Source organism: Leifsonia sp. Leaf336 (assembly GCF_001423695.1).
GTDB lineage: Bacteria > Actinomycetota > Actinomycetes > Actinomycetales > Microbacteriaceae > Leifsonia.
In genome coordinates this window covers 158,128-180,663 of sequence record NZ_LMOZ01000003.1, presented here as the reverse complement: position 1 = coordinate 180,663, position 22,536 = coordinate 158,128, and the positions used below count along the sequence as shown (strand labels likewise).

19 protein-coding genes and 1 pseudogene are annotated in these 22,536 nt (G+C 69.2%); 14 read left to right on the top strand and 6 right to left on the bottom strand.

Annotation, left to right across the window (positions count from 1 at the left end):
• Window positions 1-133: 133 nt before the first annotated feature.
• The 3 genes from ASF88_RS16180 to ASF88_RS16170 all read right to left on the bottom strand — a co-directional run bounded on the left by ASF88_RS16180 (window position 134) and on the right by ASF88_RS16170 (window position 3,215).
• Window positions 134-1,549 carry an MFS transporter gene (locus ASF88_RS16180; protein ID WP_055921096.1) on the bottom strand — a complete coding sequence of 472 codons (1,416 nt, stop codon included), beginning with the start codon at window positions 1,547-1,549 and terminating at the stop codon, window positions 134-136.
• A 107-nt stretch (window positions 1,550-1,656) separates the two neighbouring features.
• Window positions 1,657-2,895, bottom strand: a complete 1,239-nt coding sequence (locus tag ASF88_RS16175; protein ID WP_055921094.1) for an RNA polymerase sigma factor — start codon at window positions 2,893-2,895, stop codon at window positions 1,657-1,659.
• Window positions 2,892-3,215, bottom strand: coding sequence for a YciI family protein (locus ASF88_RS16170; RefSeq protein WP_055921091.1), 324 nt, complete (start codon window positions 3,213-3,215; stop codon window positions 2,892-2,894). The genes ASF88_RS16175 and ASF88_RS16170 overlap by 4 nt, the downstream gene beginning before the upstream one ends.
• Window positions 3,216-3,411: 196 nt before the next feature.
• On the opposite strand from ASF88_RS16170, the gene ASF88_RS16165 reads away from it, so the two are divergent.
• From ASF88_RS16165 to ASF88_RS16110, 12 genes and pseudogenes are all read left to right on the top strand, one after another.
• Window positions 3,412-4,428: a LacI family DNA-binding transcriptional regulator gene (locus ASF88_RS16165; protein WP_055921088.1), complete on the top strand. Its 1,017-nt coding sequence runs from the start codon at window positions 3,412-3,414 to the stop codon at window positions 4,426-4,428.
• A gap of 82 nt (window positions 4,429-4,510) precedes the next feature.
• Window positions 4,511-6,019, top strand: a complete 1,509-nt coding sequence (arfA, locus tag ASF88_RS16160) for an arabinosylfuranosidase ArfA (protein ID WP_055921085.1) — start codon at window positions 4,511-4,513, stop codon at window positions 6,017-6,019.
• A gap of 41 nt (window positions 6,020-6,060) precedes the next feature.
• Complete coding sequence (locus tag ASF88_RS16155) at window positions 6,061-6,786, top strand: helix-turn-helix transcriptional regulator (protein ID WP_055921082.1); 726 nt, start codon at window positions 6,061-6,063, stop codon at window positions 6,784-6,786.
• A 77-nt stretch (window positions 6,787-6,863) separates the two neighbouring features.
• Complete coding sequence (locus ASF88_RS16150) at window positions 6,864-7,238, top strand: VOC family protein (RefSeq protein WP_055921080.1); 375 nt, start codon at window positions 6,864-6,866, stop codon at window positions 7,236-7,238.
• Window positions 7,239-7,278: 40 nt separating this feature from the next.
• Window positions 7,279-7,506, top strand: coding sequence for a hypothetical protein (locus tag ASF88_RS20720; RefSeq protein ID WP_055921077.1), 228 nt, complete (start codon window positions 7,279-7,281; stop codon window positions 7,504-7,506).
• Window positions 7,507-7,517: 11 nt separating this feature from the next.
• Window positions 7,518-7,901: a type II toxin-antitoxin system death-on-curing family toxin gene (locus tag ASF88_RS20715; RefSeq protein ID WP_055921074.1), complete on the top strand. Its 384-nt coding sequence runs from the start codon at window positions 7,518-7,520 to the stop codon at window positions 7,899-7,901.
• A gap of 1,089 nt (window positions 7,902-8,990) precedes the next feature.
• Window positions 8,991-13,646 (top strand): annotated as a pseudogene (locus tag ASF88_RS21175) (PA14 domain-containing protein); the annotation flags it as partial.
• Between the two features lie 89 nt (window positions 13,647-13,735).
• Complete coding sequence (locus tag ASF88_RS16130) at window positions 13,736-14,407, top strand: hypothetical protein (protein WP_055921068.1); 672 nt, start codon at window positions 13,736-13,738, stop codon at window positions 14,405-14,407.
• Entirely contained in the window at window positions 14,404-15,780 is a 1,377-nt protein-coding gene (locus ASF88_RS21065; RefSeq protein ID WP_055921065.1) for an RHS repeat-associated core domain-containing protein, read from the top strand. The genes ASF88_RS16130 and ASF88_RS21065 overlap by 4 nt, the downstream gene beginning before the upstream one ends.
• Window positions 15,781-16,114: 334 nt before the next feature.
• Window positions 16,115-16,702, top strand: coding sequence for a hypothetical protein (locus tag ASF88_RS16120; protein ID WP_157498404.1), 588 nt, complete (start codon window positions 16,115-16,117; stop codon window positions 16,700-16,702).
• 169 nt (window positions 16,703-16,871) lie between these two features.
• Window positions 16,872-17,387 (top strand): GNAT family N-acetyltransferase, encoded by a 516-nt coding sequence (locus tag ASF88_RS16115; protein WP_055921059.1) that lies wholly within the window; start codon window positions 16,872-16,874, stop codon window positions 17,385-17,387.
• Window positions 17,388-17,437: 50 nt separating this feature from the next.
• Window positions 17,438-17,989 carry a GNAT family N-acetyltransferase gene (locus ASF88_RS16110; RefSeq protein WP_055921056.1) on the top strand — a complete coding sequence of 184 codons (552 nt, stop codon included), beginning with the start codon at window positions 17,438-17,440 and terminating at the stop codon, window positions 17,987-17,989.
• A gap of 16 nt (window positions 17,990-18,005) precedes the next feature.
• On the opposite strand, the gene ASF88_RS16105 is transcribed toward ASF88_RS16110, so the two are convergent.
• The gene (locus ASF88_RS16105; RefSeq protein ID WP_055921053.1) at window positions 18,006-18,701 is read right to left on the bottom strand and encodes an ABC transporter ATP-binding protein; all 696 of its coding nucleotides are present in this window, start codon (window positions 18,699-18,701) and stop codon (window positions 18,006-18,008) included.
• Window positions 18,698-19,780 carry an ABC transporter permease gene (locus ASF88_RS16100; RefSeq protein WP_055921050.1) on the bottom strand — a complete coding sequence of 361 codons (1,083 nt, stop codon included), beginning with the start codon at window positions 19,778-19,780 and terminating at the stop codon, window positions 18,698-18,700. Before ASF88_RS16100 ends, ASF88_RS16105 begins: the two co-directional genes overlap by 4 nt.
• A gap of 149 nt (window positions 19,781-19,929) precedes the next feature.
• Between ASF88_RS16100 and ASF88_RS16095 the strand changes: the two genes are divergently transcribed.
• The gene (locus ASF88_RS16095; RefSeq protein WP_055921047.1) at window positions 19,930-21,114 is read left to right on the top strand and encodes a sensor histidine kinase; all 1,185 of its coding nucleotides are present in this window, start codon (window positions 19,930-19,932) and stop codon (window positions 21,112-21,114) included.
• On the top strand, window positions 21,111-21,731 hold the full coding sequence (locus tag ASF88_RS16090) for a response regulator (RefSeq protein ID WP_055921044.1): 621 nt from the start codon (window positions 21,111-21,113) through the stop codon (window positions 21,729-21,731). Before ASF88_RS16095 ends, ASF88_RS16090 begins: the two co-directional genes overlap by 4 nt.
• Before the next feature lie 93 nt (window positions 21,732-21,824).
• On the opposite strand, the gene ASF88_RS16085 is transcribed toward ASF88_RS16090, so the two are convergent.
• Window positions 21,825-22,520, bottom strand: a complete 696-nt coding sequence (locus tag ASF88_RS16085) for an SDR family oxidoreductase (RefSeq protein WP_055921041.1) — start codon at window positions 22,518-22,520, stop codon at window positions 21,825-21,827.
• Window positions 22,521-22,536 lie beyond the last annotated feature (16 nt).

Sequence of the window (22,536 nt, the reverse complement as noted above, 5' to 3'; positions counted from 1 at the left end):
GCGGGATCACGAAGGGAGAGACAGGACTATCTCGCGCCGGCGATGACGACGCCGACGACCTCCAGACGCCCCGAGACAGGGGCTGAGACGAACTGATCCACGGAGGGCAGTCTACGCTCCGGGTGCGCGAACTTCATTCGGTCAGGGCGGCCTTCGGCATCAACGCGACCACCGGCGCGCTCAGCGCCAGCAGCCCCAGCACCACGATCAAGGTCACTTCCATCCCACCGACGAACCCCGTGGCAGAGGCCCCGAAGAAGATAGAGACGACGACGGCCGACCCGATGGCCGACGCCAGCTGCTGGAGGGAGCCGAGCGATCCGCTGGCGCTGCCGGCCTCCTCGGGCGTCGCGTCGCCGAGCGCGACGGTGGGGATCGTCGTGAAGCAGAGGCCGATTCCCAGGCCGATGACCACGAACGTCGGGATCAGCGCCCAGACGCTCACCGCAGCGCCCAGCGTCACCACCAGCGCCAGGAGTGCGCCGCAACCGAGCGCGCAGGTCGCCAGGCCGACGAGCACCAGGCGGCGTCCGAGACGGGTGACCAGGCCGCCCATCGCGGCGAACGTCGCGACCAGCAGACCGGCTGTGAGGGGCACCAGAGCAAGGGAGGCGTTGCGCGCCCCGAGGCTCAGGCCCTCCTGCAGGAACAGCGACAGTACGAAGATCAGTCCGGTGCCGGCGGCGAACGTGGTCAGGCCGATGAGCATGCCGGAGGTGAAGCCACGCTTCTTCAGCAGCGACGGCACGATGAGCGGGTGGGCCGCCGTGCGCTGGCGGTAGGCGAAGGCGCAGAAGAAGAGCACGCCGACGACGATCGCGGCGATCGGGAGGGCGCTCCAGCCGTCCGTCGAGCCCTGGATCAGCCCGAACAGCACTCCGAGCATCCCGACCCCCAGCAGGCCGGACGCCCAGCCGTCGACGACGATCGACCGGTCACCGCGGTCGCGGGGCAGGATGCGGACGGCCACGACGATCCCGACCGCTCCCAGCACCAGATTGAGCAGGAAGATCGGCCGCCACGACAGGCCGAACAGGTCGGCGCTGATGATCAGCCCGGCGAGCACCGGCCCCACGACGCTGGAGACCGCGAGGACCGGACCGAACAGGCTGAAGGCCTTCGCCAGCATGTCGCGGCTGAAGGCCTTCGTCATGATGGCCACGCCCTGGGGGAGGAGCAGCGCCCCGAACGCCCCCTGAGCGACGCGGGCGACGATGAGCAGCTCCGGATCGGGGGCGAACCCGGCGACCGCCGAGGCGGCGGTGAACCCCACCAGGCCGACGAGGAAGAGCCTGCGCTGGCCGTACTTGTCGCCGAGCCGGCCTCCCACGATCAGCAGCGCGCCCATCGCGAGCAGGTAGGCCGGTCCGAGCCATTTGATCAGGCCCGCACCCCCGCCGAGGTCGCGGGCGATGGTCGGCGCGGCGATGTTGGTCACCGTGCCGTCGATCACGTCGAGGGCGTCGGCGAGCAGCACCAGCCCGAGAATCGCCCACATCAGGCGACCCGCGGGCCGGGTGGTCGCGCTCGGCTGCGTGGCAGTGGTCATGGGACAGTCCTTCCGTCGCGGTCGCCTCTCGCCGGCGGCCTCCACCACTGCCACGAACGGGGGAGGCCGGATCCGACAGGCGGGCGAGGATCGGTCGAGGGCCGGGACTATGCCAGCCGGTCCCGTCGCCGCACGAGCGCCGCGGTCTCCGCGCTGTTCGCGGCCGAGTCGATGGCCCGGTCGTAGGCTGCGCGGGCCTCCTCCGTTCGGCCGAGCCGCCTCAGGAGGTCGGCGCGGGTGGCGTGGTACGCGTGATAGCCCTCGAGCGGCTCGCCGAGCCGGTCGACCAGCGCGAGGCCGACCTCCGGGCCGTCGAGCTCGGCCACCGCCACAGCGCGGTTGAGCGCGACGATCGGCGACGGGTCGAGGCGCGCGAGCTGGTCGTAGAGCGCGACGACCTGCGACCAGTCGGTGTCCTGGGTGCTGCGCGCGGAGGTGTGGACGGCGTTGATGGCGGCGAGGAGCTGGTAGCGGCCGGGCGCATCGCCGCCTTCGGCGACGACGGCGAGGCGTTCGCGGACGAGTGAGTGACCCTCCGCGATGAGCGCCGCGTCCCAGCCGGCGCGGTCCTGCTCGTCGAGGGTGACCAGCTCGCCGTCGGACGAGAGTCGGGCGCCGCGCCGCGCCTCCGTGAGCAGCATGAGCGCGAGCAGCCCGGTCGCCTCGCCGTCCTCCGGCAGGAGGGCGTGCACCAGCCGGGCCAGCCGGACGGCCTCCCCCGTCAGGTCGTGACGCACCGGCGCGGAGCCGGGACTCGACGCCAGATACCCCTCGTTGAAGAGCAGGAACAAGACGACGAGCACGCCGGACACCCGCGCCGGGAGGTCGTCGGCGCTCGGCACCCGGAACGGGATGCGCGCGGCGGCGATCTTCGCCTTCGCCCGCGTGATGCGCTGCCCGACGGTGTTCTCGGTCAGCAGGAACGCGTGCGCGATCTCGGGCACGGTCAGCCCTGCGACCAGGCGCAGCGTGAGCGCCAGCCGCGCCTCCATCGACAGCGCGGGATGGCAGCAGACGAACATCAGCCGCAGCCGGTCGTCCGTGACCGCCCCGAGGGGTTCGGGTGGTGTCTCGTCGTGCAGCATCAGCGCCTCCCGGTGCTTGTCGTCGCGCTTGCTCTCGCGGCGGAGGCGGTCGATGGCCTTGCGGCCGGCGGTGGTCGTGATCCAGGCGCCGGGGTTGGGAGGGACGCCGTCGACCGGCCACCGCTCCACCGCCGTCGCGAACGCCTCGGCCGCCGCCTCCTCGGCGATGTCCAGGCTGCCGAACCGCCGGGCGAGGCCGGCGACCACCCGGGCCCACTCGTCGCGGTGCACCCGGGTGATCGCCGCCTCCACGTCGCTCATGCGAACGGGCGCACCTCGATCTTGCGGTCGCACGCTTCGGAGGCCTCGGTCGCCAGGGCCAGCGCGACGTCCAGGTCGGGCACGTCCCAGACCCAGAGTCCGGCGAGGTACTCCTTCGACTCGATGAACGGGCCGTCGCTGACCACCGGCTTCTCGCCGCGGTTGTCGATCACCGTCGCGGCGTCGGTGTCGGCGAGGCCGCCGGCGAACACCCAGTAGCCCTCGGCGATCAGCTTGTCGTTGAACGCGTCGATCTGGGGCATCCGGTCGGTGCTGCCCGGGTCGACCTTGTCGTCGATGACGGAAACCAGGTACTGCATGGCAAGATCCTCTCTTCGGCGCCGGGCCGGCGCGGTTCGCGGGCCGCGTCGTCTGCGCGGCCTCATCAGTACTACGAACGGCGTCGGGGCAATCCGACCACGTGCGGAGGCGGATTCGGAAGAACCTCCGGCCAGGAGGGTCGACGCACCCCGTGGTATAACGTTGTAAACTTTCGCGCCGACAGAGGGGATCCGGATGGCGGCGACGCTGCACGACGTGGCCCGGCGAGCCGGCGTGTCGATCAAGACGGTGTCCAACGTCATCAACGACTACCCGCACATCCGCCCGGCCACGCGGTCCCGGGTCGAGGAGGCCATCGCCGAGCTCGGCTACACGCCGAACCTGACGGCGCGCAATCTGCGCTCGGGCCGCACGGGCACGATCGCGCTGGCCGTTCCCGACCTGGCGCTGAACTACTTCGCCGAGCTGGCCGCCGCGGTGATCGCGGAGGCCGAGAGCGCGGGGTTCGCGGTGCTCGTCGAGCAGACCGGCGGCGAGCGCGAGCGGGAGCTGGAGGTGCTGCAGAGCCCGCGGCGCAAGCTCACCGACGGCCTGATCTTCAGCGCCCGCGGCATGGGGCAGGAGGACGCCGCCCGACTCGACGTGCCGTATCCGCTGGTGCTGCTGGGCGAGCGGATCTTCGACGAGAACGTCGACCACGTCACCATGCGGAACGTCGAGGCGGCCACAGCGGCGACAAAGTACCTGCTCGCCTCCGGCCGGCGCCGCATCGCGATCGTCGGCGCCCACCGCGACGAGGTCGTCGGCTCGGCGGGCCTCCGCCTGCGCGGCTATCGGGAGGCGCTCGAGGAATCGGGAGTGCCCTTCGACCCGAGCCTCATCACGTACACGGACCCGTGGCATCGGCTCAACGGCGCGACCAGTATGCGAGCGCTGATCGAGACGGGCGTGCCGTTCGACGCGGTGTTCGCCTTCAACGACGCGCTCGCATTCGGGGCGATGCGCGCGCTCGACGAAGCGGGCCTCCGGGTGCCGGAGGACGTCGGCGTGATCGGCTTCGACGACGTCGACGAGTCCGAGTACTCGATCCCGTCGCTGACGAGCGTCGACCCCGGTCGCGCCTGGATCGCGCACGCGGCCGTCGGTCGCCTCCTGGAGCGGATCACCGCGCCGGACACGGCCGGGCCGGCGCGCCTGATGCTCGCCGACTACCGCATCGTCGAGCGCGAGTCCGCGGTCGCGCGCCCGTAGCCCGATCCTCCCGCTTGACACCGACGCGTACTTTGCTACGCTCTACAACGTTTACCTATAACGTTGTAGACGAGAGGCCTCCATGAGAAGCGCACACCTCACCATCGACCCGGGCTTCGCGATCGGCGCCGTGCGCCGTCGCCTTTTCGGCGGCTTCGTCGAGCACCTCGGCCGCCACGTCTACGACGGCATCTACGAGCCGGGTCACCCGGAGGCCGACGGGGAGGGCTTCCGCCGTGACGTGATCGAGCTCGTCAAGGAGTTGGGGGTGTCCACCATCCGCTACCCGGGAGGCAACTTCGTCTCCGGCTTCCGCTGGGAGGACAGCGTCGGCCCGCGCGAGGCCCGCCCGCGCCGCCTCGACCTGGCCTGGCACTCCACCGAGACCAACGAGGTCGGCCTCCACGAGTTCGCCTCCTGGCTCGACAAGGTCGGCAGCGACCTGATGATGGCCGTGAATCTCGGCACGCGGGGGACGCTCGAGGCGATCGACCTGCTCGAGTACTCGAACGTGCCCGGCGGCAGCACCCTCAGCGACCGCCGGATCGCGAACGGGCGCACGGAGCCGTTCGACGTTCGCATGTGGTGCCTCGGCAACGAGATGGACGGCCCGTGGCAGCTGGGCCACCGCTCGGCGGACGACTACGGCAAGCTCGCCTCCCAGGCGGCGAAGGGGATGCGGCAGCTCGACCCGTCGATCGAGCTGGTGGTCTGCGGCTCGTCCGGCGCCTCGATGCCGACGTTCGGCGAGTGGGAGCGCGTCGTGCTCGGCCACACCTACGACGACGTGGACTACATCTCGCTGCACGCCTACTACCAGGAGCGCAACGGAGACCTCGACAGCTTCCTGGCCTCCTCCACCGACATGGACCACTTCATCGAGTCGGTGGTCACCACGGCCGACCATGTCAAGGCGGTGCGCGGCAGCGACAAGACGATCTACCTCTCGTTCGACGAGTGGAACGTCTGGTACATCGACCGCTGGGAGGGCGTCGACAAGATCGAGGGGATCGGCAACTGGCCGGTCGCGCCGCGCCTTCTGGAGGACGTCTACTCGGTCGCCGACGCCGTGGTGTTCGGCAGCCTGATGATCTCACTCCTCAAGCACGCCGACCGGGTGACCAGCGCCTCCCTCGCGCAGCTCGTCAACGTGATCGCCCCGATCATGACCGAGCCGGGAGGCCCGGCCTGGCGCCAGACGACGTTCTTCCCGTTCTCGATCACCTCCCGCCTGGCGCGCGGCAACGCCCTCCGCCTCCCGATCCAGAGCCCGACGCACACCACCGCGCTCTACGGCGAGGTGCCGCTCGTGGATGCGGTCGCGACCCACGATTCGGAGGCCGGCCGGACGGCCGTGTTCCTGCTGAACCGGAGCCTGACCGAGACGGTCACCGTCACCGCCGAGATCCGCGCGCTCGGCGACGTCGGCATCCTCGAGTCGCACCTGTTGACCGATGAGGACGTGAACGCGAAGAACACCCTGGAGGATCGCGAGCGCGTCGCGCCGACCGAGGCGCGGGTCTCGATCACCGACGCGGTGCTGAGCGTGGAGCTGCCGCCGGTGTCGTGGACGGCGGTGGCGCTGGGCTGAGTTCGAGCGGCGCCGTCGCCGGTCGGCTCTAGAGTCGAGGCGTGAACCGCACCGACCGTCTCTACGCCCTGGTGGAGGAGCTGCGCGCGATCGCGCCGCGGCCACGCAGCGCCCGGTGGCTCGCCGAGCGGTTCGAGGTCAGCTCGCGCACGATCGAGCGCGACCTGTCGGCCCTGCAGCAGTCGGGCGTGCCGATCTGGGCGGAGCCCGGCAGGACCGGCGGGTATGCGATCGACCGGGCGCACACGCTCGCCCCGCTCGGGTTCACCGTCGACGAGGCGCTCGCCGTCACCGCGGGGCTCGGGATGCTGGAGTCGAGCCCGTTCGCGGGGTCGGCGGCCTCCGCTCTTCGCAAAGTGGTGGCCGTGATGGATGAGCGGAACCTGCGGGAGGCTGCTGAGCTGGCGGGCCGCATCCACCTGCTCGACGACGGGTCGGCGGCGGACGCCGCGCCCGTGCCCGACGCCCTCGCGGGCCTCGACGGCGCCCTGCGTTCCGGCCGGGTGCTGCGGATCGCCTACCGCGATCGGGCCGGCGAGGAGACCGTCCGCGAGGTCGAGCCCCTCGGCTACGTGCGCAAGGGTCGCGACTGGTACCTGATCGCCTGGTGCCGGTTGCGCGAGGGAGTCCGCGCCTTCCGCGGCGACCGCATCGCGGCGGTGGAGGCCACCGCGGAACGCCCGCCGCGACGCCCGCTCGAGGTGGAGGATCTCGGCATCGTGTACGGCGACCTCCGCACCCTCAGCCTCGCGGAGGATTCGGACTAAACACCGACAGGACGGTGTCGCGCGCCCGACGGAACCTGGATGCACCGGGCCGACCGGCCCCGACCGAGAGGATCCTCATGGAGTTCGCATCCGTCCGCATCATCACCGACGACCTCGACCGGCTCGTCGCCTTCTACGAGCGCGTCTTGGAGGTGTCCGCTGCTCGGCCGGCGCCGGTGTTCGCCGAGTTCCGTACAGCGACCGCGGCGCTCGCGATCGGAAGCGCGGCCACCGTCGCGATGCTAGGGGAGCGCGCGCCGCGACCGGGCTCGAACTCGTCGGCGATCCTGGAGTTCCTCGTTTCGGACGTCGACGCCGAGTTCGCCCGGCTCGAGGCCAAATTGGAGGATGTCGTGCTGCCTCCCACGAGGATGCCGTGGGGGAACCGCTCTGTGCTATTCCGCGATCCGGACGGGAACCTGGTGAACCTGTTCAGCCGGCCGGCGTTGTAGGGATATATATTCGGGCTGGCTGTCTATATACTGAGACCTTATGACGCAGACAGTGCCCGCCCCCCGCAGCAAGAAGCTCATCGCTTTCCGGGACGATCAGGTGGCCGCGCTGGCCGCCATCGCCGAGGACATGCACTCGAACTTCACCGCCACCGTGCTCGACGCGGTGGACGCCTACATCGCCGCGCACGACAAGACCGCCCAGCAGATGATCGATCGGATCGTGACCGAGAACGCCGGCCTGCTCGAGCGACTGCGCGACGCTTGAGCGTCCGATACGTGACTCTCGAGGAGTCGTTCCTCGTCATCACGGCGGTCCACGGCGGGAACCCGCTCGATTATGTCCGCGACACGGTGCTCCTGCAGTCGGCGCTCGACCGACCGACCGCCACGCTGTTCGGCCGGGACGCCTATCCCGACGTCTACGCCAAGGGTGCAGCCCTGTTGCACTCGCTGCTGCGCAATCATGCGCTGCTCGACGGCAACAAGCGCACCGGCTGGATCATCTGCGCGCTCTTCTTCCGACTCAACGGCTACGAGGAGCACTACGACGAGGACGCCATGTTCGACACGATCCTGGCGATCGCTGAGGGCGAGCTGCAGGAAGTCGGCGATATCGCACAGCGGCTCTCGGTGTGGTTCACGCCCGTCGTGAGGGGCTGAGGGGCGGGGGCGACCTTGGTGCCTTTCCGGCACCTGCCCCGAGCTTGAGCGTCTTCATGTCTCGGACGGTCAAAGTGAACCGAGCGGCCTGGATAAAGGGACAGTCGCGAGTTCGATGTGCGGCTGGATGGACGCCCCAATTGTGGGGGTGCAGCTCGTAGCTGAGGCATGACGTCCTCCGTCGAAAATAGGCGCTTCGCGTTGAAACGACGCGGGATGTCGTAACGGCAGGGGGTGAGTGGCCTCCCCAGGCGCCGACCTCCGTCGCAGCTTGTGTGAAAGCTTTCGCAGGGTTCCTAACTGGCGTTCAGTTTCGCCGGATCGGTAGCTTCGGGATCACGCTCGCCGCTCGGGGGGAGTGCTGGGTCGGGGCTCGAAGGGCATGGCGTGCGGTCGTTGTTTGTGGGTCGTTTGCGGTCTTCGTCGCGGGTGACCGCGGTTGGTGCGGCGGTTGCGTTGGCGGTGTCGTTGTTGGTGCCGGTGTCGTTCGCGACGCCCGCGGCTGCTGATACGGCTCAGCCGGCCTCGTCGCTGCCGCCGTTGGGTACCCCCGTAACCGCGACGTTGCATCCCGGGTCGGCGATCACCGCGTCCGGTGGAGTGCAGGCGGATCCGGCCACGACGAGCACGTCTCCTGCACCCCCTGCGCCGTCGGTCGCGGCGCCGGGTTCGGATACAGCGAACTATGATCCGTCGACGTCGACGGTGATCTCGCGGTCGGAGTTCGAGACGAACTATCAGAACGCGGATCACACCAAGACGGCCCGATTTTCTACCCAACCGTTGAATGTGCAGCGGTCGGATGGGTCCTGGGTTCCGGTGAAGACGACGGTCGACACGACGGGTACCGGTGATCTGACTGTTCCGGACAATCCGTTGAATCCGCAGTTCGCGCGCACTTCTGGGAGCGGCGATGGCGAGTATTCGGTGTCGTCGGCGGGATACACGATCTCGTTCAAGCTTCAGGGCGCTGATGAGGTGAAGGCGACCCAGACGACTGCGGAACAGCGCACGGTTTCCGGTGGCAATGCGGCATCGTCCGTGGCGTATGACGGTGTCGCTCCGGGTCAGGATCTGGCGTATGAGGTGATGCCGGGAGCGGTGAAGGAGACGGTGGTGTTGAAGTCTCCTCCGTCGGATGGTCAGACGGATTGGATGTGGACCGTCCACGCCCCGGGCCTCACTCTGGGTAAGGACCAGTTCGGCGATATCACGTACCTGGATGCGCTGGGGAACGCCGTCTTCGTCATGCCCATCCCGGCGATGCAGGACTCCGCGGGCGTGCCTGGGCAGTCGGGTTCGGCGGTGGTCAACGTCCCGGCCACGGTCGCCTCTGCCGGTGACGATGACTGGACGCTCACGCTCACCCCGGACCAGGCTTGGTTGAATGATCCGTCGCGGGTGTATCCGGTCTTTCTGGACCCCTCGACCGCGTCGTCGCTGGCGAACGATGCGCACTCGTATGAGAACACCGGCACGTCGTTGACGGGTGTCGCTTATGTCGGCAACTCCCGTGCCGGTGGGGACACGTATTGGCGCACGGTCACCCACTTCAACTACGAGCAGCTCTTCGGCTACCACGTCGTCGGCGCCTCGCTCGATGAATGGTACGGCGGCGATGGCACGCTGAATCAAACGACCGGTTCGGTGTTCTCCGCGACCGCGTTCGGCTACACCGGTGCCGGCAACTACCTGTCGGGGATCACGATCTCTTCCGGGTCGTCCGGGTATGGGTACGCGCAGGATGCGGCACTGGCCAACCAGCTCGGTGCATGGGTCGATGCTCGCGCCTCCGGCAACTACCTCATGCTCGGCGGGCAGGAGACGGCGGGCGCTTACACGTACAAATCGTTGGGTCTGGAGATCTACATCTCCTACGAGTCGAAGCCGACGATCGCCGCGAATCAGATCTCCGTTCAGGACCCGAACGGGTTCGCCTCGATGATGTCGTCGCCACAAGGTGGGGCGACGTCGTTGGGTTCGTCCACGCCGACGCTGGCTTCGACCTTCACCGAGGATTCCGGGAATGGTGGCGCCGCGGTGAATCGGTGGTACTCGGTATCGGCGAACGCGAACTTGTCCTCCCCGCTCTGGCAGACGGGATGGACGTCGTCGGCGTCCGTCCAGGTACCGCCAGGAGTTCTCGCGGCTGGGACCGTTTACTACTGGATGGTGGGCGTGCAGGACGAGTGGGGCGCCACGGCATTGTCGCCGGTGTACACCTGGAAGACCTCGCCGAACCCGACGATCGCGGCAGGGTCGACCATCTCGCCGGCGGATTCCTCGATCATCGCATCGACGACGCCGACCTTGACGGCCGCGACAGCAACTTCGAACAACGGGCATGCGCTGGCGTACCAGTTCCGGGTCGCCACCAGCAGCGACGGCGTGTCCGGCCAGGTGGTGCTCTCCGGGCCGGTGACGCCTGCCGGCGCGACGGTGTCGTGGCAGGTGCCGGCGGGAATCCTGCAGGACAACAACTCCTACACCTGGGCACTGGTCGTCAACGACGGGTATGACGACTGGATCAACTCCGCGCAGCGCATCACCGTCAACCAGCGCGTCACGACTCCGGGGCCGGCGCCAACGGACACGGCGGGCCCGGTGACAGTGAATCTGGCCAATGGGAATGTCGCGACCCAGGTCGCGACGCCGACAGTGAACACGGTCGGCGGGGCGATGGGTTACGCGCTTTCCTACGACTCCAAGCTCAACTCCAACGCAGGGCTGACCGGCACCTACTGGAACATCACCAGTAGCCCGGCCACCTTCTCCTACACCTCCCTGCCGTCCAACCCGGTACTGGTGCGCACCGACGCTGCGGTTCAGTTCAACTGGACGACCGAGCTGCCGTCGCCGGCGGTGACGGCAACGAACTTCCAGGTGCAATGGAGCGGGTTCATCACCCCGCCGGCCGGCACCTACACGTTCGGGTTCCTCTCCGATGAAGGCGCCGAGCTGTCCCTGAACAACACTCAAGTCATCACGGACCACTGGAGCGACCGGCACGACACAGCTGTGAGCTACGAGACCGCCGGCTCCCAAACCCTCATTGTCAGCGGAACCAACGGCAATCTCACCGCCACCCTCGGCGGCACGAAGGTGCCGTTGCCGTTGCCGATCACGGTGAACTACTACCAGCGCAGCGGCGCCGCGATGATGAACTTGTACGTGCAGCAGGCTTCGATCCCGGGCTCCGGCCAGGTGGTCCCGGCGAACTGGTTCACCAAGACCGCCGACGCATTGCCGGCCGGCTGGTCGGCGTCCACGCCCATAGCCGGCGACGCCGGCACGTATGTCGCCGCGAAGAACAACGGTGGCTCCGTCACCATCACCGACGCCGAAGGAGGCTCGCATGTCTTCGCCAAGACCTCCGCCGGTGGTTACACGCCGCCGCCGGGGGAGACGGCTACGCTCACCACCGATCAAACCGGCGCGCTGACATTGACCGGCACCGACGGCACGGTCTACCGCTTCACCTCCGCCGGACACCTGTCATCCGCGACACCCGCGGTGGACGTCGGGTCCAAACCCGCCACCCCCGTCCCGACATACGTGGACTCCACGACGCTGACGAACGCGCTGCGGTCCCTGTCCGATCCGCTCTCCAACACGGTGAGCTCGGGAACACCCTCCTACGCCCGAGCCATCTATTTCGCGTACGCCGGTGACACCTACGCCAACCTGAACATCCCCGCGTCGGCGGGGATCACCGCGTCCGGGAACGTCTGCAACACCCCGGATACCGGGTGGGGGAGCCCACCAGCGGGAATGATGTGCGCCATGGTCTACCCGGACGGGAGCACCACCCAGCTCGAGTACGGCAGCGACGGCTACTTGCGTGGAGTCCTCAACCCAGGAGGGGCGTTCACCCTCCTCGGCTACGACTCGACGACCGGCCTGCTGAACTCCGTGCAGACACCGACCGGTTCTGACTGGTCCGCCGTCCACAACGGCGACACGGCGCAAACGCTGATCGGCTACGACACCCAAGGGCGCGCCACCAGCGTGACCCTGCCGCACCTGGACGGTGTCGCCGCGCCCGCGAAGACCTACACCTACGCGTCGGCTCCGGTAACGAACCCAGACGGCAGCACCGTGGATGGGACCTCTTACGTCGATGTCGCCGGCCTCACACCGCCCGCCGGCGGGATGGGGCACCAGGGCGCAGTCACCTTCGACACCTCCCTCCGGAAGACCTCCGCGACCTCGGCATCCGGGCTCACCTCCAAGACGTTGTGGAACAACCACGACAACGCGCTTGCGACCCTCGACCCGCAAGGACACGAGAGCTCCACCGTGTATGACTCGCAGGACCGTCCGATCGCGAATTACGGGCCGGCCCCGGCCAGTTGCTTTGGCGCTACCGCCGTCGCCCCGTTCGGGCCGACTACCACCGACGAGAACGGCGGCATCACCGGACCCATCCCGGCGGCGAACTGCACGGCCATGAACGGGACTGCCATCGCCCAGAGCACCACCGGATACGACACCACCTGGAACGGGCTCGCGGCGACCTGGTACGACAACGTCAACCTCACTGGTGCCCCCAAGGCCTACTCGCTGTCCATCCCGGGCGCCTCTCTGACCTCGCCGGAGAACGGCGGCCAGATCGGTCACAGCTGGGGCAACCCCGGGGTCTCGCCGATCACTCAGGTCAGCAACGGCAGCCCGCTGCCCGCCACCAACTGGTCCGCCCAGTTCACCGGGCTGATCACGTTCCCCGCCGCGGGCACCTACCATCTCGCCACCTACTCGGACGATGGCACGATGGTGTACCTGAACGACAAGCTCGTCATCAACGACTGGGGCGGCCACGCAGCAGCGTTCTCCTCCAGCTACCCCGTGACCGTCACCGCCGGGCAGACGATGCGCATCCGCCTGGCCTACAAGCAGGTCACCGGGCCCGCCACCCTCGCCCTCGACTGGGAGACGCCCTCCATCCCCACCTCCTGGGCATACATCCCAGGAGCCAACCTCCACCCTGCCTACAACCTCGCCACCACTAGCACCGCCGCTGACTCCGCACCAACCGGGGCCAGCGGAGTCAGCAACGCGAACGTGCCGGCGGCGACCAGCACCACCAGTTACGCCTACCCCTGGTACGGCACCAACCCCACCTCAACGGTCGACCCGGGAGGGTTGAACCTCACCGGAAGCGCCACCTCCGAGGCGCCCGGGACCGGGTATTTGCGGCAGCTCACCACGGTCAAACCTGCCGGGGCGTCGACGACCACGACGACCGCGTATTACGGCGGTACCACGACCCCGAACACCTCGTACGGCACCGCCCTGGGCATCAGCAGCCCGGTGTGCGGGGTGCCGGTGAACACCCCGCAGGACGGACTCACCCTCTCGACCACCGGGCCGACCCCGGCCACCGGGGCGGCTTTGGTGACGAAGTACATCTACGACATCATGGGCCGGGTCGCCGCCACACTGGCACCAGGGGACACCACGTGGGCGTGCACCAGCTACGACAACCGCGGGCGGGTGCAAACGCAGACCTATCCAGCGTTCGGCGGCCAACCGGCCCGCACCCTCACTTACACCTACTCCGCCGGCGGTTACGACAGCAACGGCAACCAGGTCGGTGACCCGCTCACCGCCACGGTGACGGACTCCACCCAGTCCTCGACCCCGACAGGCGGGACGATCACCACGGTGGTCAACCTGGATGGGGAGCAGACCTCCTATACGGACAGTTGGGGGACGGTCACCACGACCTCCTACAACCAGGCGATGNACGGGCGGACGCCGTCTTCTTGCCCTCGGTCAGCGCAGCGCGGTTGATCTCGTTGTACCGGACCCCGACAGGCGGGACGATCACCACGGTGGTCAACCTGGATGGGGAGCAGACCTCCTATACGGACAGTTGGGGGACGGTCACCACGACCTCCTACAACCAGGCGATGCAGACGCTCTCGGCGACGGTGAAGCTGCCGGACGGGTCGACGCGCACTGAGGCGTATGCGTACAACGACGACGGGCAGACCGTGGCGGTGGCCGAGGACGGCAAGACCATCGCCACCTCCACCTACACGACCGGTGTCCTCACCTCGGTCGCCTACTCGGGCGGGGCCAGCAACGCCGGCAACGGCACCTCCGGAACGTTCGGGTACTCACCCACCGGGGCGCAGAGCTCTGTGGCGTGGGCGTTCGCGGCCGGGCAGACCCCGGTCAGTGACACGGTGGCACGGTCRCAGGCCGGGCGGATCGTGCAGGACACGATCGCCGACGGGCCCACCARCTAYGTCTCCACCTACGGGTATGACACCGCCGGCCGGCTGGTCACCGCGAGCGTGCCCTCCAACCAGATCACCTACGGGTACGCCGCAAGCGGCGGCTGTGGGGCCAACACGGCCGCCGGCAAGGACGGCAACCGCACCTCCATGACCGACATCACCACCGCCCCCGGCGCCTCGAGATCACCTACGGGTACGCCGCAAGCGGCGGCTGTGGGGCCAACACGGCCGCCGGCAAGGACGGCAACCGCACCTCCATGACCGACATCACCACCGCCCCCGGCGCCTCGTCCCCGAATCCGACCGTCACCGTCGGCTACTGCTATGACAACGCCGACCGGCTCACCTCCGACACCATCACCGGGGCGCCCGCCAACCCGGACATCGTGATGGGCACCAACCTCACCTCGGCCGGGTCGGGCGCGAACCTGGTGTACGACACCCACGGCAACATCACCACCCTCGGCACCGAAACCCTCGGCTACGACGACACCAACCGGCACCTGAGCACCACGCTGGTCGACGGGACCACGGTCACCTACCAGCGCGACGCGACCGACCGCGTCATAGCGATGACCCAAACCCCTGCAGGCGGGACCGCCACCACAGTCCACTACACGTACGCCAGCGGCGGCAGCTCGGCGGCGTTCACGCTGACGGCGAGCAACACGATGCAGGAGGAAACGCTCAGCCTGGCCGGGGGAGCGAGTGTCAGCATCCGCTCCACCGGGCAGGTGTGGTCCTACCCGGGCCTGACCGGGCACGTCCTCGTCACCACCGACGGGGCAGGTGTCCGGACCGGGGCCGTGGCGTTGTACGACCCCTTCGGCGACCCCATCAACCCCACCACCGGCTGCATCGGCACGACCACCGCCGACACTTCAGGCCCCAACAACACGACCTCACTGAACGTGTCCAGCGGGTTCGAAGGAGCTCACGGCAAAGGGCTGCTGACCCTCGATGGACTCGCCACCATCGAAATGGGCGCTAGGCAGTACGTGCCCCTGCTTGGGCGGTTCCTCAGTGTCGACCCCGTCCCGGGAGGCAACGCTAACGACTACAACTACCCCGACGACCCCATCAACGCCAACGACCTCACCGGCGACTGGGGCCTTATGCTCAGTGATGCCGGGCCGGGGGGACGAGCCATAAGTACCGTCACATTGTCTGCGCTGAACAGCGGGCGCCTTGTTGTGCAGACCGGCGTCATTGTCACTAGGCGAGAAGCCCATGCCCGGACCCACGCTCGAGCTCAGGCAGATCAAAAGGAGGCTGCCGAGGAACGTGGCAAGTCCGCGCTTCGAGCGCTGAGCGGGATCCTCGCAGCTATAAGCGCGGTCGCAGGATTCGTTTCGCTCGCGTGCGCTGTGTGCGCAGCAATCGCAGAACCGATATCGCTAGCAGCCGGAGGGGCGGCAGCCGGGATCGATTGCCTTGCTCTACATGACACGTTGGGTTGCACAGCCGACCTAGTTGGACTGATTCCAGGGGCAGGACTGTTCATGGCGGTCAAGGCGGTGGACAAGGTTGGAGAAGGGCTGGAAGCAGCGCATTCGGCAGCTGGTGCGGTCGGCGTGATGGGAAGCGGAATGGGTGCTGTGACAAACTTCGGAGAAAATTGGATCGATCGGTAGCGGCCGAACGGAGGAGGACCGGATGAATCTGCGTAGGCCAGATGGATGGCGCCACCTTGGATTGAGCGTGCTTATCATCGCAGCGCCAGTTGGCTTGGGACTATTCGGGTTCGCCATTTTCAATGTCCAGGGATTCATGAACTCCACTTGGGCCTTCTGGGCGCTGATGGCGTGCATTTTCGTCCCATACTCGATCCTTTACACGGCGGACATGCTTCGTCGGCGTGAGGCGCGCAGGGGCGGAGGGTCCGCGGGCGACGCGTCCCCGCTGGTCTTCGCCGGTGGCCTGAGCCCCGATGAGTCTGAGGGAGCGAGCTCCGCTACGCACTCCGGGGTGCGTTCCAGCACCGCATGGATCTGGGGCGGCCTGGTCCTCGTGATTGCCTATGCCGGTTTTCGAATCGCTTGGGCGCTCGTGAACGGTGCCCAGTTTGATTGGACGGCCGTGGTCGCCCTGGTGGTCGCCGCGGGGCTTGCGATCATCCATCCGAGCGCGCTCGGATGGCAACGGTTCCGCAGATCTGTTCGCAGCATCGGGAGCCAAGCCGTAGCCTGGCCGACGTTCCGCACCGACCAATTCGCTGGCGAATTGCACGTCAGCCGGCCGGGTGCCACCATCCCGCAGGACCTCATCCTTTTGGCGAGCGAATCGACAGTGTCGGTTTGGACGACCGAGCGTGAGCCAAAGCTTCTCCTATCACTTCCGCGCGACGTCAATACGAAGATCCGCGCTATGAGTGTCTCCGACCGGCTCGGCTCCACGGGAGTTCGTATGGAACGTCAGGATGGCCCCGATTCGCATGCATTCGACTTGATCGTCCGGCGAAGAGGCATCTTCACGTATTTCCGGACGGATCAGGCAACCGCACAGCTGTGTGCGGCTGAAATTGCTTCGAGCCGGCCAGCAACTCACGAATCCTGAAGGCCTTTTCCCGTGACGAGCGACTACGACATGAACGCGAGCATGCGCCGAAAGTCCGAGCGTCGCAGTTGTGCTGTGCGAAGGAACGTTCGCATTACGAATAGTCCGGTAGATATGAACATTGATACATGGGATTCGGACCGTCGGTCGTCGCGCGTAGTCTCCCCGCATGAGCGACGACGACGTGCGGCTCCAGCCGTGGACCGACGACGATCTGGCCGTCGAGCTGCGCAACAACGCGCCGGAGATGACCACGTACCTGGGCGGCCCGCTGGATGAGGAGGTCGTGCGCCGGCGTCACGAGCGCTTCCTTCGGGGCCAGGCCGACGGGACCGTGTCGCCGTTCACGGTGTGGACGGACAGCGTGGCCGAGCCGGTCGGCACGGCCGGCTACTGGCAGATCGAGCACCACGGCCTCCCGGTGCTCGAGTGCGGGTGGTTCGTGTTCGTGCCGTACCAGCACCGCGGGTACGCGCGACGTGCGATCCGGTTGCTGCTCGAAGAGGCCGCCGCGCACGGAGGTCGCGACACGATGTTGGCCTTCCCGCGCGTGGACAACCCCGCGTCGAACGCGCTCGCGCGCTCGGTCGGCTTCGTGAACACCGGCGAGGAGGACGGCGAGTACCCGAAGGGCGTCCCGATCCGGGTGAACGCCTGGGCGTTCGACCTGCGGACACTCCGGTGAGGGGCGCCGAAGGGTCCGGTGCGACCGCAGCCTCCGTGTAGCGTTGCCCCATGTTCTCGACCACCCTCCCGTCCGGCGCGACCCTCCGACCCTTGGAGCCGTGGCGGGCGGAGGAGTTCGCGGCGCATCTCGACCGCGCCCGGGAGCACATCCGCCCGTGGGTGGGGCCGTCGTTCGTCACCACCGACGTCGATGGTGCGCGCGCCACGCTCGGCCGCTACGCCGAGCGCGCGGCTCGGGAGGGTGCGGGCATCTACGGCATCTGGGCTAGCGACGTGCTCGTCGGCGGCGTCATGTTCGTCGAGTTCTCGACGGCGACAGGCTCGTTCGAGGTCGGCTGCTGGCTCGAGCCCGGCGCCGAGGGGCACGGCCACATCACGGGCGCCGTCCGCGAGCTGCTCGCCTACGCCTTCGACGAGCGCGGCATGCACCGGGCCGAGTGGAGGTGCCGCGCCGACAACGAACGCAGCTCCGCCGTCGCCCGGCGCCTCGGGATGACGCTCGACGGCGTCCTCCGGGAAGCGTGGCCGGTCGGCGGCGTGTTCCACGACAAGCAGGTGTGGTCGCTGCTGGCGGAGGAGTGGGCGGCGAGCCGCAGCTGACGCGCGCCCCGCGGCCCTACCTCCCGACCCGGCTGTCGCTCGCGAGCCGGCCGTCCACCACGGTCACGATCTCGTCGAGGGTCGGCGAGTGGACGAGGTCGTGCGTCACGAGCAGCGTCGCGGTCTCCTGCGTGTGCGTGAGCCGGGCGATCAGGTCCATGATCGCCGCACCGCGTTCCTGATCGAGCGCGCTGGTGGGCTCGTCGACCAGGAGGACGGACGGCTGCCGCACGAGCGCGCGAGCGATCGCCACCCGCTGGCGCTGACCTCCCGAGAGCTGGGCCGGCCGCTTGTCGGCGTGGCCGGTGAGCCCGACCGCGTCGAGGAGGTCGTCGACCCGGTCGCGGACGGCGGTGCGCACGGGACTCCGCCGGGCGCCACCGAGCTCGCCCATCACCTGCAACTGCTCGCGGGCCGTCAGCGAGGGCAGCAGGTTCGACTGCTGGAAGACGATGCCGATCTTCTCGCGGCGCAGGCGGGTGGCCTGCTCGGCGGACAGCCGGGTGGCGTCCTCCCCGTCGATCAGCACCCGCCCGGAGTCCGGACGGATCAGGGTCGCGGCGAGGGCGAGGATGCTCGACTTGCCGGAGCCGGACGGCCCGGTGATGCCGGTGACCACGCCGGGGCGGCCGTGGAGGGTGACCTGGTCGACCGCGGTGATGCGGCCGGCGCCGTCGGGAAAGGTCAGAGTTACGTCGTCGAGGGTGATCATCGGTTGCTCCCGAGTGCGGTGAGAGGGTCGGCATGGGTGACGGTGCGGAGGGCGACGGCGGCGCCGGCGAGCCCGAGGACGGTCATGGCCGCCGCGGGCACCAGGGTGGTGATCGGCGCGACGAGGAACGGCAGGGCGCCTCCGGCGAGGGCGCCGAGCCCGAGGACGATCAGCATCCCGAGCCCGATGCCGCCGACCAACACGACGAGCGCCTGGCCGAGCGCGTCGAGCACGAGCGATCGCTGCGTCGCGCCGAGCGCCTTCAGCACAGCGATGTCGGCGGAGCGCTGCATCGTCCAGACGGTGAAGAACGCGCCGACGACGAGGGCGGAGATCCCGAACAGCATCGCGACCATGAGGCCGAGCGACCCGATCTCGCTCTTGAAGGCCTCCAGGGCCGTCAGGCTGAGCAGGGTCGGCTGCGCGCTCGTGCTGGTCGCCGCGGCGACGGCGTCCCAGTCGGGCGTGCCGGTCACCGCGAGCACCGTCGGGCGGCCGTCGCCGCCCATCCGCTCGTCCGCCTGCGCCCAGGCGGCGGGTGTCAGCGCGACGACCGGGGTGTGGCTGTACCAGGCGTCGCCGCCGACGGTCGCCACCCGGTAGTCGCCGCCGAGGATCGTGACGGTGTCACCGGCGGAGGCGTGCAGCTCTTTGGCGGCACCGGCCGAGAGGCCGACGGTGTCGTCGGCGCGGGGCGCGAGGGCGGTCAGGTCGGTGTCCGTCGACGCGCCGGCATCGGGGAGGCCGAAGAGCGCGACGCCGGTCGAGCTCGAGCCGGACTGGGCGCGCGTCTGGGCGATGCCGACAGGCAGGACCGTGTCGACGCCGGTGGCGTCACGCCAGTGTTCGACGGTCGAGGGTGACAGCGACGACTCGCTGAAGCTCGCGGCTCCGTCGGCCGGCTTCTCGAGCACGAGGCGGTCGCCCGGCAGCCCGAGCACGGCGGAGATGTTCTGGGCGGCGAGGCCGCCGGTGAGGCCGGACAAGAAGCCGACCAGCACGGTGATGAGGGCGACGACGGTCCCGATGAGGAGGAACCGGCCGCGGGCGTGACGCAGATCCCGCCAGGCGACGAACACGAGGAGTCCTTTCCGGGGCGAAGCGGTTCCGCCTCCGTTCCTCCAGCCTTCTCGGGTCGCGCGACTGTCACATCGTCAGCACGATCCAACCTCCTCTCCGACTTTCCATTGATGCCGCCGCCGCGATCGGTCCCTAGGCTGGAGGCGTCATGTCCCACAGCGCCCTCACCCCGGTCTTCGTCGGACTGCGCGTCGGGCTGCACGCGCTCATCGCCGCGCTGCTCGTCCTGGTGGTCGTCCGGCTGCCCGGGCTCGGGCAGGGCGCGGCCCTCGCGGGGCTGATCCTCGTGGTGCTGTTCGCGCTGGTGTACGTGGCGAGCCTGTTCATCCGGGTCGTCCCTCCGCAGAGCAGGAGGTGGGCGGGCATCCTCTGGATGTGCGCGCTCGGGCTGGTCTGGGTGGGGCTGGTGATCGTCGTCCCTGAGGCCGCCTACCTGGCGTTCCCGCTGTTCTTCCTGTGCCTCCACCTGCTGCCGCGGTGGGTCGGCCCCGTCGCGGTCGTGCTGCTCACGGTCGTCGCGATCGTCGCCCTCAGCCTGCACCAGGGCTTCTCGGCGGGCGTCGTGATCGGGCCAGTGATCGGTGCGGCGGTCGCGATCCTCCTCGGGCTCGGCTACCGCGCGCTGGCCCGGGAGGCGGTGGAGCGGGAGGCCCTGCTCACCGAGCTGATGGCGACCCGCGACCGGCTCGCCGCGACCGAGCGGGAGCAAGGCGCCCTGGCCGAGCGCGGCCGGCTCGCCCGCGACATCCACGACACCGTCGCGCAAGGGCTCTCCAGCATCCAGCTGCTCCTCCACGCCGCCGAGCGCGCCGACCCGAACGGTCCCGGCATCGAGCAGATCCGGCTGGCCCGGTCGACCGCGGCCGACAGCCTCGCCGAGACCCGGCACATCATCCGGGAGCTGACGCCTCCGTCGCTCGACGGCGGCCTCGGCGAGGCCCTCCGGCGTCTCGGCGCAGCGCAGGCCGTGCCCGGATCGCTGCGCGTCGACGTCGAGACGCCGCAGGCGATCGACCTGCCGATGGACGTCCAGACGGCCTTCCTGCGGATTGCGCAGGGAGCGATGGCGAACGTCCGCACGCACTCCGGGGCGACCCACGCGCGCATTCTGCTGCGGCAGGGCGACGACGAGACGGTGCTGCGCATCGCCGACGACGGGGTGGGGTTCGACCCCGGCTCCGTCGCAGCCGGCGCCGGCGGCAGCGACTCGTTCGGGCTCCGCGCCATCGCCGAGCGCGTGGCCCAGCTGGGTGGCGACCTCGCCGTCGAGAGCGCGCCGGGGGAGGGGGCCTCCGTGACGGTGACGCTTCGGGCGCGCAAGGAGGCCTCGTGATCCGCATCCTCATCGCCGACGACCATCCTGTGGTCCGCGCGGGCATCCGCGCCCTCCTCGACGGGGAGGCCGACCTCGAGGTCGTCGGAGAGGCACCGACCGCCGACGATGCGGTCGCCCTCGCGACGGCAGCCGCCCCCGACCTCGTGCTGATGGACCTCCAGTTCGCCGACGGCCCGCGCGGCGTGGAGGCCACCCGCCGCATCCGCGCCCTCCCGTCGGCGCCGCACGTGCTCGTGCTGACGAACTACGACACCGACACCGACATCCTGTCGGCGATCGAGGCGGGCGCGAGCGGCTACCTCCTCAAGGACGCGCCCCCCGACGAGCTCGTCGCCGCCGTGCGGGCCGCAGCCGCCGGCGAGAGCGCGCTCGCGCCGGTGATCGCGAGCCGGTTGATGGCCCGGATGCGCTCGCCGCAGGTGACCCTCTCGGCCCGTGAGCTCGAAGTGCTGGAGCTGGTGGCGCGGGGGGCAGGCAACGCCGAGATCGCGCGCCGGCTGCATATCGCGGACGCGACGGTGAAGTCGCACCTGGTGCACGTGTTCACGAAGCTCGGGGTGGCCTCCCGCACCGCCGCCGTCAACGCGGCGCGGTCGCAGGGGATGCTGCGCTAGCGCCCTGCGACCGCGAGCCGAGATTCGTCACGAATCCCGACATTCGTGCCACGAAACACGACATTCGTGACGAAGGTCGTGCCTCCCGCACGCTCACCGCCGCCGCATCGGCCTCACGGTGAGCGACTCCACGGTGCCCGTGCTCGGGAGGTCGACGGCGACACGCACGGTCGCGGCGACCATCTCCGGGGTGATCGTGTACGCCGCGTCGTAGTCGTGCCCTTCGCGGGCGACGAGAGCGCGCTGCATGTCCGTGTCGACGCGGCCCGGGTGGATGCTGGTGACGCGTACGCCGTGGGGACGCTCCTCCTCGCGCAGCGCGTCGGTGAGGGCGCGCAGCGCGAACTTGGAACCGGAGTACACGCCGCCGCCCGCTCCGCTCGTCAGGCCCGAGCCGCTGTTGATCGCGACGACGAGACCCTGCGCGGCCCGCAGCGCGGGAAGAGCCTGCCGGAGCAGCGCCGCGATCGAGAACACGTTCACCTCGAACACATGCCGCCAGGTCGCGTCGTCGGTGTCGGCGATGGTGCCGCCGTCCTCCACGCCGGCCGAGAGCACGATCGCGTCGAGGCGGTCGGGCAGGGGAGGGAGGTCATGCCCGGTCAAGTCGCCGACGAACGGCTCGGCGGAGGGCAGCGCGGCGACCACGCCGGCGACCGCGTCGGCGGCGCGGCCGCCGACCAGCACATGGTGCGTGCGGCCGAGCTCCTCCGCGATGGCGCGCCCGATGCCGCGGGAGGCTCCGGTGACGAGGACGACGGGGCGAGGGGAGGGATCACTGCTGGCCATACTCCGACCCTACGAC